The sequence below is a fragment of the Obesumbacterium proteus genome (genome assembly GCF_001586165.1).
GTDB lineage: Bacteria > Pseudomonadota > Gammaproteobacteria > Enterobacterales > Enterobacteriaceae > Hafnia > Hafnia protea.
In genome coordinates this window covers 4,553,902-4,567,794 of sequence record NZ_CP014608.1, presented here as the reverse complement: position 1 = coordinate 4,567,794, position 13,893 = coordinate 4,553,902, and the positions used below count along the sequence as shown (strand labels likewise).

The 13,893-nt window shown below is 48.2% G+C and carries 15 protein-coding genes and 5 tRNA genes; 15 read left to right on the top strand and 5 right to left on the bottom strand.

Going from position 1 to position 13,893, the window contains the following annotated elements:
* Positions 1-24: 24 nt before the first annotated feature.
* From csrA to luxS, 10 genes are all read left to right on the top strand, one after another.
* The gene (gene csrA / locus DSM2777_RS21400; protein ID WP_004091602.1) at positions 25-210 is read left to right on the top strand and encodes a carbon storage regulator CsrA; all 186 of its coding nucleotides are present in this window, start codon (positions 25-27) and stop codon (positions 208-210) included.
* A 360-nt stretch (positions 211-570) separates the two neighbouring features.
* Positions 571-663, top strand: a tRNA-Ser gene (locus DSM2777_RS21395).
* Between the two features lie 4 nt (positions 664-667).
* Positions 668-744: transfer RNA gene (locus tag DSM2777_RS21390), tRNA-Arg, on the top strand.
* Positions 745-798: 54 nt separating this feature from the next.
* Positions 799-875 (top strand) — tRNA-Arg (locus DSM2777_RS21385).
* 55 nt (positions 876-930) lie between these two features.
* A tRNA-Arg gene (locus DSM2777_RS21380) sits at positions 931-1,007 on the top strand.
* Between the two features lie 55 nt (positions 1,008-1,062).
* Positions 1,063-1,139: transfer RNA gene (locus DSM2777_RS21375), tRNA-Arg, on the top strand.
* Positions 1,140-1,571: 432 nt separating this feature from the next.
* Positions 1,572-2,138 carry a fructose-1-phosphate/6-phosphogluconate phosphatase gene (gene yqaB, locus DSM2777_RS21370; protein ID WP_025801547.1) on the top strand — a complete coding sequence of 189 codons (567 nt, stop codon included), beginning with the start codon at positions 1,572-1,574 and terminating at the stop codon, positions 2,136-2,138.
* Positions 2,138-2,566: a YqaA family protein gene (locus DSM2777_RS21365; RefSeq protein WP_025801546.1), complete on the top strand. Its 429-nt coding sequence runs from the start codon at positions 2,138-2,140 to the stop codon at positions 2,564-2,566. Before yqaB ends, DSM2777_RS21365 begins: the two co-directional genes overlap by 1 nt.
* A 70-nt stretch (positions 2,567-2,636) precedes the next feature.
* Positions 2,637-4,208, top strand: coding sequence for a glutamate--cysteine ligase (gene gshA / locus DSM2777_RS21360; RefSeq protein ID WP_046458356.1), 1,572 nt, complete (start codon positions 2,637-2,639; stop codon positions 4,206-4,208).
* Positions 4,209-4,365: 157 nt separating this feature from the next.
* Positions 4,366-4,881, top strand: a complete 516-nt coding sequence (luxS, locus tag DSM2777_RS21355) for an S-ribosylhomocysteine lyase (RefSeq protein WP_040047202.1) — start codon at positions 4,366-4,368, stop codon at positions 4,879-4,881.
* 67 nt (positions 4,882-4,948) lie between these two features.
* Here luxS and DSM2777_RS21350 read toward each other — a convergent pair whose 3' ends face one another.
* The gene (locus DSM2777_RS21350) at positions 4,949-6,250 is read right to left on the bottom strand and encodes an HlyC/CorC family transporter (RefSeq protein WP_046458355.1); all 1,302 of its coding nucleotides are present in this window, start codon (positions 6,248-6,250) and stop codon (positions 4,949-4,951) included.
* Positions 6,251-6,322: 72 nt separating this feature from the next.
* Entirely contained in the window at positions 6,323-7,114 is a 792-nt protein-coding gene (locus DSM2777_RS21345) for a cytochrome C assembly family protein (RefSeq protein WP_046458354.1), read from the bottom strand.
* A gap of 167 nt (positions 7,115-7,281) precedes the next feature.
* On the opposite strand from DSM2777_RS21345, the gene ffh reads away from it, so the two are divergent.
* The 5 genes from ffh to rplS all read left to right on the top strand — a co-directional run bounded on the left by ffh (position 7,282) and on the right by rplS (position 10,868).
* A complete protein-coding gene (ffh, locus tag DSM2777_RS21340) occupies positions 7,282-8,643 on the top strand; it encodes a signal recognition particle protein (protein WP_025801541.1) in 1,362 nt (453 codons plus the stop codon).
* 170 nt (positions 8,644-8,813) lie between these two features.
* Entirely contained in the window at positions 8,814-9,062 is a 249-nt protein-coding gene (gene rpsP / locus DSM2777_RS21335; RefSeq protein ID WP_025801540.1) for a 30S ribosomal protein S16, read from the top strand.
* Between the two features lie 18 nt (positions 9,063-9,080).
* Positions 9,081-9,614: a ribosome maturation factor RimM gene (gene rimM, locus DSM2777_RS21330; RefSeq protein WP_040047199.1), complete on the top strand. Its 534-nt coding sequence runs from the start codon at positions 9,081-9,083 to the stop codon at positions 9,612-9,614.
* Between the two features lie 66 nt (positions 9,615-9,680).
* Entirely contained in the window at positions 9,681-10,448 is a 768-nt protein-coding gene (gene trmD, locus DSM2777_RS21325; protein ID WP_046458353.1) for a tRNA (guanosine(37)-N1)-methyltransferase TrmD, read from the top strand.
* Positions 10,449-10,511: 63 nt separating this feature from the next.
* Entirely contained in the window at positions 10,512-10,868 is a 357-nt protein-coding gene (gene rplS, locus DSM2777_RS21320; protein ID WP_004090612.1) for a 50S ribosomal protein L19, read from the top strand.
* Positions 10,869-11,006: 138 nt separating this feature from the next.
* On the opposite strand, the gene DSM2777_RS21315 is transcribed toward rplS, so the two are convergent.
* The 3 genes from DSM2777_RS21315 to DSM2777_RS21305 form a co-directional block, all read right to left on the bottom strand.
* Positions 11,007-11,771 (bottom strand): DUF481 domain-containing protein, encoded by a 765-nt coding sequence (locus tag DSM2777_RS21315; protein ID WP_046458352.1) that lies wholly within the window; start codon positions 11,769-11,771, stop codon positions 11,007-11,009.
* Positions 11,772-11,963: 192 nt separating this feature from the next.
* Entirely contained in the window at positions 11,964-13,307 is a 1,344-nt protein-coding gene (locus tag DSM2777_RS21310; protein WP_043491083.1) for an anaerobic C4-dicarboxylate transporter, read from the bottom strand.
* Positions 13,308-13,486: 179 nt separating this feature from the next.
* Complete coding sequence (locus DSM2777_RS21305) at positions 13,487-13,840, bottom strand: DUF2799 domain-containing protein (protein WP_046458351.1); 354 nt, start codon at positions 13,838-13,840, stop codon at positions 13,487-13,489.
* Positions 13,841-13,893 lie beyond the last annotated feature (53 nt).

Below are 13,893 nucleotides of genomic sequence, written 5' to 3'. Positions count from 1 at the left end.
AATTAATCTTTCAAGGAGCAAAGAATGCTAATTTTGACTCGTCGAGTGGGTGAAACCCTCATGATTGGTGATGAGGTAACGGTCACTGTATTAGGTGTTAAAGGAAACCAGGTTCGCATCGGTGTAAATGCTCCGAAAGAGGTTTCTGTCCATCGTGAAGAGATTTACCAACGTATTCAGGCCGAAAAGTCTCAACAGACGACTTACTAATCCTAGTGTAGCGCCTCGTATTATTGCGGGGCGCTAACGCTAAACGGGTCATTCGCACTCTAAACTCCCTTCGCTATATCCCCATTTTTCGATTTTCTTTCGTTTTATCTCTCTCCATCGCACTTCTTTTCGTTTTTCCTGCTAATCCATTTTTAGATTTTAGCTACGCTATACGCTGATTTCGTGATTATTAAATCAACAGCTTGCCTTAAAATCGCGCTTTTTGTCTGTGTTTTACACAAACGAATCAGAGTCTCGAAAAAATGTTTGACTTATAAACCCCAGAAAGTAATATGTGCGCCACGCAGTGCCGATGAGCTTAAACAAAGTTAGTCAGCACGCATCGAAAGATATGCGTAAGGTGAGGTGGCCGAGAGGCTGAAGGCGCTCCCCTGCTAAGGGAGTATGCGGTCAAAAGCTGCATCCGGGGTTCGAATCCCCGCCTCACCGCCATTTTGCACCCATAGCTCAGCTGGATAGAGTACTCGGCTACGAACCGAGCGGTCGGAAGTTCGAATCTTCCTGGGTGCACCATATTTTGTTGTGATGCAGTGATTTATCAGTGTCACGATATCAGTAGTATCCTGTGCACCCATAGCTCAGCTGGATAGAGTACTCGGCTACGAACCGAGCGGTCGGAAGTTCGAATCTTCCTGGGTGCACCATTATTGATTGTGGTGCTAGAGATTTATCAGCGTCGCAATATCAGCAGTATCCTGTGCACCCATAGCTCAGCTGGATAGAGTACTCGGCTACGAACCGAGCGGTCGGAAGTTCGAATCTTCCTGGGTGCACCATTATTGATTGTGGTGCTAGAGATTTTTCAGCGTCACGATATCAGCAGTATCCTGTGCACCCATAGCTCAGCTGGATAGAGTACTCGGCTACGAACCGAGCGGTCGGAAGTTCGAATCTTCCTGGGTGCACCATATTTCACAATGCTTATCGCAATGCAGAATTGCATAGTGGTTAAGTGTTGCCGGTAGCACAAAGGATGATAACGTTGCTTTAGCAACGGCCCGCAGGGCGAAACGCTCGCGTGAGTCATCTTCCTGGGTGCACCATATTTGGTTTCTCTGATGTAACATACCTTGTCGTATGATAGTCAGAGAGACTGATGACACTAAGAGAGTGAGGCGCTTGCGCCGAATAACCTCCCAGATATGTCATCTTAAGACCTCGTCATTGACGGGGTTTTTTTTTATCTAAAATCCACCGTGCATAGTCTTTTTCGGCAGAATTTTTCCTCATATCCATTGGCTTTTTAATTAATTCCCCCTGAAACTCTCAGAGCGACAACGTAAAAGCTTTGCGTTAAAGTAACCTTCCATATATTCACCATCGTTACGGAGCTGCAATCAATGTACGATCGCTTTCAAGGACTGATTTTTGATATGGACGGCACTCTACTCGATACCGAGCCTACGCATCGTCTGGCTTGGCGGCAGGTGCTTTCCCAATACGGAATGACCTACGATGAACATGCGATGGTGGCACTGAATGGCTCCCCAACTTGGCGTATTGCCCAAGTCATCATAGAAAATAATCAAGCGGATATGGATCCACATCATCTTGCCGCATTGAAAACGGCCGCGGTAGAAGCCATGTTACTAGATAGCGTAACGCCGCTTCCGTTGATCGATGTGGTACGGGCCTATAAAGGCAAAAGACCGATGGCAGTGGGAACCGGAAGTGAACATCGAATGGCAGATGCATTGCTGCGCCATTTGGGACTGCGCGATTGTTTCCAAGCGATCGTCGGTGCTGATGATGTTAAGCGGCATAAGCCAGAACCAGACACATTCTTACGCTGTGCTGAGCTTATCGGCGTAGCACCTAAGGATTGTGTGGTGTTCGAAGATGCTGATTTTGGCATCCAAGCGGCTCAAAGCGCCAATATGGCGTGGGTTGACGTGCGCAAGTTGTAATGAGCTCTCTCCTGACATTAGGCGCAATGTTTGCCAGTAGCTTCACTAGCGCGACGCTATTGCCGGGAAATTCAGAAATTGTTTTAACTGCCTTGCTGTTAGCGGGGCAGGTTTCTCCGTGGTGGTTAGTGCTGACAGCGATTGTTGGCAATATTCTGGGCGGATTAACAAATGTCATCATTGGTCGTCTGCTGCCGGACATGAAACCGCAGCGGGGGTTGCAGCTGTCGTTACGCTGGTTACAACGCTATGGCGCGGTAACATTGTTGCTCAGTTGGGTGCCCATCATTGGTGATTTACTCTGTGTGTTAGCAGGTTGGCTGCGAATGCCGTGGGTACCCGTGGCGCTTTATCTCAGTATTGGGAAAGCGGTGCGTTATGTGGTGTTAGCATGGCTGACGCTGCAGGGTATGTCATGGTGGTCATAAGCGAGAGTGGAAACGCTCAGCGGCAGAACATGAATGCTGGCAGTTATTATTTGATTAGCGGGAGGTCGACTTGATCCCGGACGTATCTAAAGCACTGACTTGGCTGGAGTCGCATCCAGATGCTCTTAACGGAATTCGACGCGGAATTGAGCGTGAAACGCTTCGTGTAACGCCTGAAGGCCAACTGGCCGCTTCTGGTCACCCAGATATATTGGGTAAAGCGTTGACTCATCCTTGGATAACCACTGACTTTGCCGAGTCTTTGCTGGAGTTTATTACTCCAGTCGATCCCAGCATCGATCACATGCTTTCCTTCTTAACGGATATTCATCGTTATGTAGCGCGTAATTTAGGCTCAGAGCGCATGTGGCCAATGAGTATGCCGTGCTTTATCAATAAAGAAGAAGATATTGTACTGGCACAGTATGGCTCATCTAACGTTGGTCGATTTAAAACGTTGTACCGTGAAGGTTTGAAGAATCGCTACGGTGCGCTGATGCAAACCATTTCTGGTGTGCACTATAACTTCTCGCTGCCTATAGATTTTTGGCGTGCATGGGCTGGCGTTGAAGATGCAGAAAGTGGTAAAGAGCAGATCTCGGCGGGTTATTTCCGCCTGATCCGTAACTATTATCGCTTTGGCTGGGTGATCCCGTATCTGTTTGGCGCCTCACCGGCAATCTGTTCATCGTTCTTGAACGGTCGTGAAACCAATATTCCGTTCGAGCGTGATGGGCATATGCTGTATCTGCCTTATGCAACCTCGCTGCGTTTGAGTGATTTAGGTTATACCAATAAATCGCAGAATGATTTAGGCATCACGTTCAACAATCTGCCTGATTATGTCACCGCGCTGAAAAAAGCGATTCATACGCCATCACCTGAGTTTGCTAAGCTTGGTGTGAAGGTAGATGGTCATTATCGCCAGCTCAATGCCAACGTTTTACAGATTGAAAATGAACTCTACGCGCCGATTCGTCCAAAACGTGTCACTAAAGGCGACGAGTCACCGTCCGATGCACTGCTGCGTGGCGGAATTGAATACATAGAAGTGCGCTCTCTGGATATCAATCCATTTACGGCTATCGGCGTTAACGCTGAGCAATCCCGCTTCTTGGATCTTTTCCTGATTTGGTGTGTACTGGCTGATGCGCCGGAAATGAGCAGTGACGAACTGCTGTGTACGCGTAAAAACTGGAATCGCGTGATCCTTGAAGGGCGCAAGCCTGGCCAGACTATTGGTATTGGCTGTGACACTGAGCGCCAGCCACTTGCGAAAGTAGGCAAAGAACTGTTTGCTGATTTGCAACGCGTCGCCGAAGTATTAGATAGCATCAATGGGAATAAGCAATATCAGCAGGTTTGCACTAAGCTGGTAGCCTGTTTTGAAGATGCTTCATTGACCTATTCTGCTCAGGTATTGGAGCAGATGAAAGAAAAAGGCGTGGGTGGATTTGGCCGTGAACTGTCAGAGCGTTATCGCGAACAGTTGAGCTCAGAGCCGTTGGAAGTATTAACCGAAGAACAGTTGCAGCAACAGGTGGAAGCGTCGATTAAACGTCAGGCCGCTATGGAAGCTCAGGATTCAATGCCGGGTGCTATGGGGTTTGAAGAGTATCTGCACTTACATGCTGGGCGCTAGAAAAGAAAAAGGCCACAATACCTGTGGCCAAAATAGCATCTCTGTAGCAGGGATGATGATAACAAATGCGCGTCTTTCATATATTCAGACTCGCTGAGTTAGAAAAGGTTTCATAAAACCGAAAAAAAATTCATTTTTTTTATGAGGAGGTGACGAAATGCCACTACTGGATAGCTTCACTGTAGACCATACGCGTATGGCGGCACCTGCGGTGCGTGTAGCAAAAAATATGAAAACCCCGCATGGCGACAACATTACGGTCTTCGATTTGCGTTTTTGTCATCCGAACCAAGAGATCCTGCCTGAGCGCGGCATCCATACTCTTGAGCACCTGTTTGCCGGTTTCATGCGCGATCATCTGAACGGTAACGGTGTAGAGATTATCGATATCTCTCCAATGGGCTGTCGTACCGGTTTTTACATGAGCTTGATTGGCACGCCTGAAGAGTCGCGCGTAGCCAATGCGTGGAAAGCGGCTATGGAAGATGTGTTGAAGGTAACTGACCAGCGTAAAATTCCTGAACTCAATGAATACCAGTGCGGAACCTATTCCATGCACTCATTGCAGGAAGCACATGAAATTGCTCGCCATATCCTAGAGAAAGGCGTTGGTGTTAATCACAACGATGATCTTGCCCTGCCTAAAGAAAAGCTGGCCGAGCTGCATATCTAGTCTCGTTTCTCTAAACGCAAGACACAAAAAAGGCGCTGAATGCGCCTTTTTTAATGGATGAATCGGGCTACGAGCTATAGCGCTCGCTGTCCTCATCCGTTTTCTTACGCGCTACTGACGAAACGCGAACCTGCTTAATCATGTTGTCTTGAACATCAAGAATTTGGATATGGTATTGGCCAATGTTGACGTGAGCGCCCGGCAGTGGAATATCTTCTAATTCCTCAAGCAGCATGCCGTTCATTGTGCGGGGGCCATCGGCGGGAAGCGTCCAGTTGAATGCTTTATTAAGCTCGCGAATATTCGCGGTTCCATCTACCAGCACAGAACCATCGCTTTGCGGCATGACTTCTTCTGCCAAAGAAGGCGACATCGACGTCGTGAAGTCGCCGACAATTTCCTCGAGAATATCTTCAACGGAAACTAATCCTTTGATATCACCGTATTCATCCACCACGATGCCCATTTTTTCTTTGTTACGCTGGAATTTGAGCAGTTGGACGCTGAGATGAGTACTTTCTGGAATGTAATAAATTTCGTCAGCGGCGCGCAGTAAGTTCTCTTTATTGAACTCTTTCTTCTCAATCATCAAACGATAGGCTTCGCGCACACGCAGCATGCCAATCGAATCGTCGAGTGAGCCGCGATATAAGACGATACGTCCATGTGGTGAGTGCGTCAGCTGACGCAGGATTGATTTCCAGTCGTCATTGATATCAATCCCGACGATTTCATTACGCGGCACCATAATGTCGTCGACGGTTACTTTTTCAAGATCCAAAACAGAAATCAACATGTCCTGATTACGGCGTGAAATCTGTGAATTGGACTCGTTCACGATAGACCGAAGTTCATCTTTACTGACCGCATCGCTTGGATGTGCCGTGGCGCGGATCCCACACATGCGCAGCAGAATGCGCGTAATGCCGTTCAAAAACCAAACTAACGGCATCATGATTTTTTGCAGCGGCAGCAATAGCACGCTGCTTGGGAAAGCGACTCTTTCGGGATATAGCGCGGCAAACGTTTTTGGCAACACTTCAGCAAAGACTAACACTACGAAGGTCAGAACACCGGTCGCAATGGCTACGCCTGCGTTTCCATACAAGCGAATCCCGACAATAGTGGCCAAGGCTGAAGCCAAAATATTGACGAGGTTGTTGCCGATGAGCACCAAACTGATCAGGCGATCGGGATGTTTGAGGAGTTTTTCAACACGACGAGCGGAACGTAATCCCTGCTTGGAGAGATGGCGGAGGCGGTAGCGGTTGAGTGTCATCATCCCTGTTTCTGACGCAGAAAAATAGGCTGAGACAATGACCATAATTACCAGGATGGTAATCAGTGTACCCGTAGAGACGTGCTCCAAGGAGGTGTTCCTTATAACGATTGAACGGTTCACCCCGTGATATTACGGGGTGAGCGAAAAAGAGGAGGGGAGTTAGTTTACCATGACTTCCTGAAGAAGACGGCTGCCAAAATAAGCCATCGTCAGTAAAAATGCGCCCAGCAAGCTGAACCATACGACGCGGCGTCCACGCCAGCCTTCGCGGAAGTGCCCCCACAATAATAAAACATAGACAAACCATGCCAGAATCGACAGCACGGCTTTGTGCACGTTCTCTTTGCTGAACAAGTTATCCATGTACAACATGCCGGTGCACAGAGTGAGTGTCAGTAGCACCACACCGACCTGCGTAATATGAAACATCTTGCGTTCAATGCTCATCAGCGGCGGCATATCAGCGGTAAACGTGAGTTTTTTGTTCTTCAATAAATAGTCGAGAAGCGCAAGCTGTAGGGCATAGAGCGCAGCAATGATCAGCGTTGCGTAAGAGAACAGCGCCAGACCAATGTGAATCATCAGAGAAGGCGTCGTTTCTAGATGGGTGATGAACTCCCCTGGAACGAAGCTGGCTAGCCCAAGATTAATTAAGGCAAAGCTGTATACAATCGGCAGCAAAAACCAGCCACGGTCACGTGAGGCGACTATAGTCATCACAAAACAGATCATCAGGCTTACGATCGAACCAATGTTCAGTAAGCTGAGATTTTGTCCGGTGGTGACATCAAAAACGCGAGCCTGAAGCGCCACGGCGTGGCTAATGAGCGCAATAGCGGCGAACAAAAGTGCCAAGCGGCGATAGGCTCGGTTGTTTTGTACCAGACTCGGAATGATTAAGCCGAGGCTGAGTAAGTAGGAAATCATGGCCAATATGGCAAATGCAGGCATGGTGAATTTGGCATTAGCAGAGTGAATTATGAGGCCAGTATAGCGTTAGCAGCGTCACGCTCCAACCAATCCGCGCAGCAAGGAGGAGAAAGGTGCCATCTTCGTGTTATACTCGCCGCCATCTACGTCGTCGCCTTGACGGCCAGTCTTAACGTTGAGCAGAAACAATGTTTGAAAATTTAAGCGATCGATTGTCGCGCTCATTGCGCAACATCAGCGGCCGCGGGCGGCTGACCGAAGAAAATATCAAAGACACCTTGCGTGAAGTACGCATGGCATTACTGGAAGCGGACGTCGCGCTACCGGTAGTCCGTGACTTCATTAACCGTGTTAAAGAAAGTGCCGTAGGGCACGAAGTGAACAAAAGCCTGACCCCAGGGCAAGAGTTCGTCAAAATCGTTAAAAACGAACTGACGAACGCCATGGGCGAAGTGAACACCGAGCTGAACCTCGCCGCACAGCCACCTGCTGTTGTGCTGATGGCGGGTTTACAAGGCGCGGGTAAAACAACCAGCGTGGGTAAACTCGGTAAGTTTCTTAAAGAGAAACATAAGAAAAAAGTGTTGGTGGTTTCTGCCGACGTTTATCGCCCAGCGGCGATTAAACAGCTAGAAACCTTGGCTCAGCAAGTGAGCATCGATTTCTTCCCGTCCGATGTTAAAGAGAAGCCAATCGAGATTGTTAGCCGTGCTTTACAGCATGCTAAACAGAAATTCTATGACGTTCTGATCGTCGATACCGCAGGTCGTTTGCACGTTGACGAAGCGATGATGGACGAGATCAAACAGGTTCATGCCGCGATTAATCCGGTTGAAACGCTGTTTGTTGTTGATGCCATGACCGGTCAGGATGCGGCGAACACCGCCAAAGCCTTTAACGAAGCGCTGCCGTTAACCGGCGTGGTGCTGACAAAGGTCGATGGTGATGCGCGCGGTGGTGCGGCTTTATCTATCCGCCATATCACGGGTAAACCGATCAAGTTCTTGGGCGTGGGTGAAAAGACCGAAGCGCTGGAGCCGTTCTACCCAGACCGTGTGGCTTCTCGTATTCTTGGTATGGGCGACGTTCTGTCACTTATCGAAGATATTGAGAGCAAAGTTGACCGTGCGCAGGCTGAGAAGCTGGCACAGAAACTGAAGAAAGGTGACGGCTTCGACCTTACCGACTTTATGGATCAGCTTAAGCAAATGCGTAACATGGGTGGGATGACCTCAATGCTGGCAAAAATGCCAGGCATGGGGCAACTACCAGAAAACGTTAAATCTCAGATGGATGACAAACTCTTAGTGCGCATGGAGGCGATTATTAGCTCCATGACGTTGAAAGAGCGTGCCAACCCAGAAATTATCAAGGGCTCGCGTAAACGTCGTATTGCGCAGGGTTCTGGTATGCAAGTGCAGGACGTCAACCGTTTACTTAAACAATTTGATGAAATGCAGCGTATGATGAAGAAGATGAAGAAAGGCGGCTTGTCGAAAATGATGCGTGGCATGAAAGGTATGATGCCACCCGGATTCCCTGGTCGTTAATCCCTCCTTTTGCCTATTTTAGCAACTGCAACCGAGGCGTAAGTACGCTTTCGGTTGCTTTTCGCGCCAAAGTGAGTAAAATTTTCGGGCTTTTATGTTCGTTAAGAACAACAGACACCGGACTCCGTTCCTCGATGGGGTCTGGTGTTCTATTAACTAATGAGGATGTTATGGTAACAATTCGTTTAGCTCGTGGCGGCGCTAAAAAGCGTCCGTTCTATCAAGTAGTAGTAACTGACAGCCGTAATGCACGTGACGGCCGTTTCATCGAGCGTGTTGGTTTCTTCAACCCGCTGGCAGCAGGTCAGGCAGAATCTCTGCGTCTGGATCTGGATCGCGTAAACCACTGGGTTGGTTTGGGCGCAACTGTTTCTGATCGCGTTTCTGCGCTGATCAAAGAAGCTAAGAAAGCTGCTTAATCCGTTGCGGTGGTCACAATGAGCAAACAACTTACTAATCCCGTGGTACTCGGGAAACTGGGTTCTTCATATGGTATTCGCGGTTGGCTCAGAGTGTTTTCATCCACCGAAGACGCCGAAAGCATTTTTGAATATCAGCCGTGGTTTATCCAGCAGGCTGGTCAGTGGCAGCATGTCGAGCTAGAAAGCTGGAAGCGCCACAATCAGGATTTGGTTATCAAAATCAAAGGTGTTGATGACCGAGATGCGGCGAATGCGCTAACGAATCGTGAGATCGTAGTGGAAGAGTCGCAATTGCCAGAGCTAGAAGATGGCGATTATTACTGGAAAGACCTTATGGGCTGCCAGGTAGTCACCACTGCTGGATACGAGCTGGGTAAAATCATCGATATGATGGAAACCGGTTCTAATGACGTAATGGTCGTTAAGGCAAACCTGAAAGATGCATTCGGTATCAAGGAGCGGTTGATTCCGTTCCTCGACGGGCAGGTAATCAAGAAAGTCGATCTCACTACTCGCATTGTTGAAGTAGATTGGGATCCTGGTTTTTAACCTCCAATTATTGGAAGGCGTGTAGCATCCGTTGTTGAAAGGGTATGGCGCTATGTGGATTGAGTTATGTGGATCGGTATAGTTAGCTTATTTCCTGAGATGTTCCGCGCAATCACTGATTACGGGGTAACTAGCCGGGCTGTTAAGAATGGCCTGCTAAGCGTGCAGTGCTGGAGTCCACGAGACTTCACGCACGATCGGCATCGTACCGTTGATGACCGTCCTTATGGCGGTGGTCCGGGGATGTTGATGATGGTGCAACCTTTACGGGAAGCTATCCACGCTGCAAAAGCAGCGGCAGGCGAAGGGGCGAAAGTGATTTATCTCTCGCCGCAGGGTCGCAAACTTGACCAGCAAGGCGTTTGCGAGCTGGCAACAAACAAGAAGTTAATTCTGGTTTGTGGTCGGTATGAAGGTATAGATGAGCGTGTAATCCAAACCGAAATTGATGAAGAATGGTCAATCGGAGATTACGTACTTAGCGGCGGTGAGCTTCCTGCTATGACGCTGATTGATTCTGTCTCACGGTTTATTCCGGGAGTTTTGGGTCATCAAGCTTCAGCAGAAGAAGATTCATTTGCCGACGGACTGCTGGATTGTCCGCACTTTACACGCCCTGAAGTGTTAGAAGGCATGGAGGTACCGCCGGTTTTACTGTCGGGAAATCATGCGGAGATTCGTCGCTGGCGCTTGAAGCAGTCGCTGGGCCGTACCTGGCTTAGAAGACCTGAACTTCTAGAAAGCCTAGCTCTGACTGACGAGCAAGCGAAGCTGTTAGCCGAGTTCCGTAAGGAACATCGTCTAGAACAGCAAGACCATGAAGGGAACGTTTAAGCGACTTGTTTATCAAGGCTGAACGACCCGATATATCAGTTTACCTAGGGTAAGAGACATATTATGAGCAACATTATTAAACAGATCGAACAAGAGCAGATGAAGCAAGACGTACCTGCATTCCGTCCAGGTGATTCTCTGGAAGTTAAGGTATGGGTCGTTGAAGGTTCTAAAAAACGTCTGCAGGCATTCGAGGGCGTGGTTATTGCAATCCGTAACCGCGGTCTGCACTCTGCATTCACTGTTCGTAAGATTTCTAACGGCGAAGGTGTTGAGCGTGTATTCCAGACTCATTCACCAGTAATCGACAGCATTACTGTTAAACGTCGTGGTGCCGTTCGTAAAGCTAAACTGTACTACCTGCGTGAGCGTACCGGTAAATCAGCTCGTATCAAAGAGCGTCTGGGCGCTAAAGCGTAAGCAACATCCAAACGTTATTAGTTTTAAAGGGGTTAGCATTGCGCTAACCCCTTTTTTTATGGCTGTTATCGCATGATTAAACACCACAAAAAAGCCCGCAGCTAAGCGGGCTTTTTCTATTAACTCATAACGTCATATTTACAGATTATATTGCAGCGTAATGGCTGTAGACGTGTCGGTTTTCTTTGGCGCACTGGCTGGAGGCTCGGTGTTGTACACCACGTTGTATGAAAGACGCAGAGAGAAGTCGTCATTGATCCCAACGTTCAGTGCGGTTTCTGAGTTGACCGTGGTGTCATCGTTAGCCATAACAGAAACACCCTGCGTGAACTGCGTATTTTTGGTGAGTTGGTAAGCGTAGTTACCAGCAGCATAGGCTAATGCCTGAGTTTCACGCCCACCGCCATGATATTCGTCGTGACGAACACCCGGACCAAATTCTACACGCAGGTTTTGCGCTGGCGTTGCCAGCACTTGGCGGCCGTAACCTAAGGTTCCTGTTGAGCGGGAATCATAGCCAGCATAGCGATCGTTAATCCAACTGCCTTGACCAAAAATATAGTTGTCAGGACTAAGGTTATAGCGTGAACGAGCGCCTGCCTGATATTTCTCTGAAGAACGAGTGTCACCTGATTTAGTGTTATTTGCCGTTCCCCACAGGCTATATGCCGTTTCAGGGTTAAACCAAGTCATTGTAGTGTTAGCCAGCAGATTCGAGCTCTCAGAGTTACCTGATTGAGAGTTATAACCCGCTTGAACGTTACCGTCGAAACTCTTCTTTGCCGTCGTTGGATCATCCATCGCGGTGAATAGCGAGGTATCGGCAAAAGCAGCAGAGCTAGTTAAAGCAGACAAGATAGACAGGCACAGGGGCATTGCGCGGTATGCGCGTGTAGAAAGCATGATGGTTCCAGTAACGAGATAATGCCAAAGTTGACAAGCGTCACATTATAGCGGGTCGCATGCTGGCCCAGAACGGGTTCATTTAGATTATTTTTTGTGTTTTCGCCAGTAGGTTATGCTCTTTATTTATATGCGAGAAATTGCCGATGGAGGAACCGGTATTTGCGGTGACAAATACCGGCTAGCTGAAAACTACATGAAGGATGTGACGAGCACATAACCCACGATGCAGGAGGTGATTACACCAATAAAGCCAGGCAGGATAAAGCTGTGGTTGATGATGAACTTACCGATTTTGGTAGTGCCTGAACGGTCGAATCCAATACAGGCTAAGTCGCTTGGGTAGGTGGGTAAAACGAAGTAGCCATAAGCTGCTGGGAAGAAGGCAATGAGCATCTTCGGATCGACTCCGAGTTGCAGACCCATTGGCGCGATCGCGGTTAACGCCGCTGCTTGGCTGTTGACGAGCTTAGAAACTAAAAACAGCACCAGAGCATAGGTCCATGGTTGGGACTTCACCACATCCTCGAGAACAAGCTTAAGGTCCTGCATGTGTGCTTGGAAGAACGTATCGCTCATCCATGCGACGCCAAATACTGAGAAGATGGCAACCATACCGGCTTTAAATACGGCACCGCTCGAGATATCAGCGGGTTTCACCTTACAAGCCATTAAGATAATGGCACCAGCGATGAGCATCATCATCTGGATAACCAGGTTCATCGACAGTGGCTTCATTACGCCTTTCATTTCATAGGATGGACGTAATTCAGAGAATGCCCCCAGTAGAACCACCACTAAGATTGCGGCGAAAAAGATCCATGTAGACCAGTAGGCGCGTTTGTCGAATTTCTGGTTCAGCAAGGTTTCGCTGTTGCCATAGATAAATTCACGCTGTTTGGGATCGCTGATTTTTGCTTGGAATTCAGGATCTTTATCCAAGTCTTTACCACGACGCAGGCTCCACAGGGCGGCAACGATAACGCCACAAAGCGAGGCAGGAACGGAAATTGCCAAGATTTCTAGAATGCTATAGGCGTGGCCAATTCCGTGAGCGGCACCCAAAATGGAGACGAGGGAGACAACGGCAACAGAGACTGGTGATGCGGTGATTGCCATTTGTGATGCGACCGAGGCCACGGCCATCGGGCGTTCTGGACGAATACCTTTCTTTAAGGCGATATCGGAGATGATCGGGAACATGGTGTAAACCACATGACCGGTACCGCAGAGGAAAGTCAGCGTCCATGTTGTTAATGGCGCTAAAATCGTGATGTGCTGTGGATGTTTGCGCAGCAAGCGCTCTGCAAACTGCATCATAACGTTCAGGCCGCCTGCGGTTTGTAACACTGAAGCACAACCGATGACGGCGAGAATAGTCAGAATAACTTCAACCGGCGGTTTACCGGGTTCAAGGCCGAAAATAAAGGTTAAGCAGAAGAGTCCAATCCCACTGATAAGACCCAGCCCCATCCCGCCGTAGCGCGTCCCCAGTAATAAACAAAGAATAATTATCGCAAATTGTAGCGTTATCATAAGTTCCCTTTTTAAAATTAACCCAAAAGTACTAGGGTTAATATCTATGAGCTTTATGTGCTAATCTGCGAATGAGATCTCTGTTTATAAAAACTAGTGAAGCAATTTCAAATAAAATTGATCTAAATAAACATACTGATACATATCTATTCTGGTGTGTTGCTTTTTATTGTTTCCTACTATCGCGGCAGCGTTTTATTTATCCCTTGCTGCCATTTAAGACGTAATTCCGCAATATTTACGGCGCTGTCACAGCTGGCAGGAAACGGCTTACCTTGTGCTCCCCACTGTTCAATAGCGAAAGATTGGCACAGCTGATGTGCACCATGGTTGTAACCGTCTAAATAGGCGGCCCGCTCAACGTCAGGATTCCCATACCATTCAGTCAAGGCGTCGTTATCGCGTACGACTTTCCCCGTGCTGGCATCTTCAAAACCGGCGTTAAACCACATTGAGCCTTTATCTATACCACCCGGATACTGCGTACAGGCTGAAAGAGCAAGACACAAAATAAAGATATGATTTTTTATCATCACGCCACCTTTATTGGGGGAGTTTTGGGGAAAATGAAATAAGCCATCTTTAT

What these genes read in the sequence shown, in the direction of transcription:
- csrA (WP_004091602.1), top strand. Translation starts at nt 25, where the DNA reads ATGCTAATTTTGACTCGTCGAGTGGGTGAAACCCTCATGATTGGTGAT.
- yqaB (WP_025801547.1), top strand. Translation starts at nt 1,572, where the DNA reads ATGTACGATCGCTTTCAAGGACTGATTTTTGATATGGACGGCACTCTA.
- DSM2777_RS21365 (WP_025801546.1), top strand. Translation starts at nt 2,138, where the DNA reads ATGAGCTCTCTCCTGACATTAGGCGCAATGTTTGCCAGTAGCTTCACT.
- luxS (WP_040047202.1), top strand. Translation starts at nt 4,366, where the DNA reads ATGCCACTACTGGATAGCTTCACTGTAGACCATACGCGTATGGCGGCA.
- DSM2777_RS21345 (WP_046458354.1), bottom strand. Translation starts at nt 7,114, where the DNA reads ATGCCTGCATTTGCCATATTGGCCATGATTTCCTACTTACTCAGCCTC.
- ffh (WP_025801541.1), top strand. Translation starts at nt 7,282, where the DNA reads ATGTTTGAAAATTTAAGCGATCGATTGTCGCGCTCATTGCGCAACATC.
- rpsP (WP_025801540.1), top strand. Translation starts at nt 8,814, where the DNA reads ATGGTAACAATTCGTTTAGCTCGTGGCGGCGCTAAAAAGCGTCCGTTC.
- rimM (WP_040047199.1), top strand. Translation starts at nt 9,081, where the DNA reads ATGAGCAAACAACTTACTAATCCCGTGGTACTCGGGAAACTGGGTTCT.
- trmD (WP_046458353.1), top strand. Translation starts at nt 9,681, where the DNA reads ATGTGGATCGGTATAGTTAGCTTATTTCCTGAGATGTTCCGCGCAATC.
- rplS (WP_004090612.1), top strand. Translation starts at nt 10,512, where the DNA reads ATGAGCAACATTATTAAACAGATCGAACAAGAGCAGATGAAGCAAGAC.
- DSM2777_RS21315 (WP_046458352.1), bottom strand. Translation starts at nt 11,771, where the DNA reads ATGCTTTCTACACGCGCATACCGCGCAATGCCCCTGTGCCTGTCTATC.
- DSM2777_RS21310 (WP_043491083.1), bottom strand. Translation starts at nt 13,307, where the DNA reads ATGATAACGCTACAATTTGCGATAATTATTCTTTGTTTATTACTGGGG.
- DSM2777_RS21305 (WP_046458351.1), bottom strand. Translation starts at nt 13,840, where the DNA reads ATGATAAAAAATCATATCTTTATTTTGTGTCTTGCTCTTTCAGCCTGT.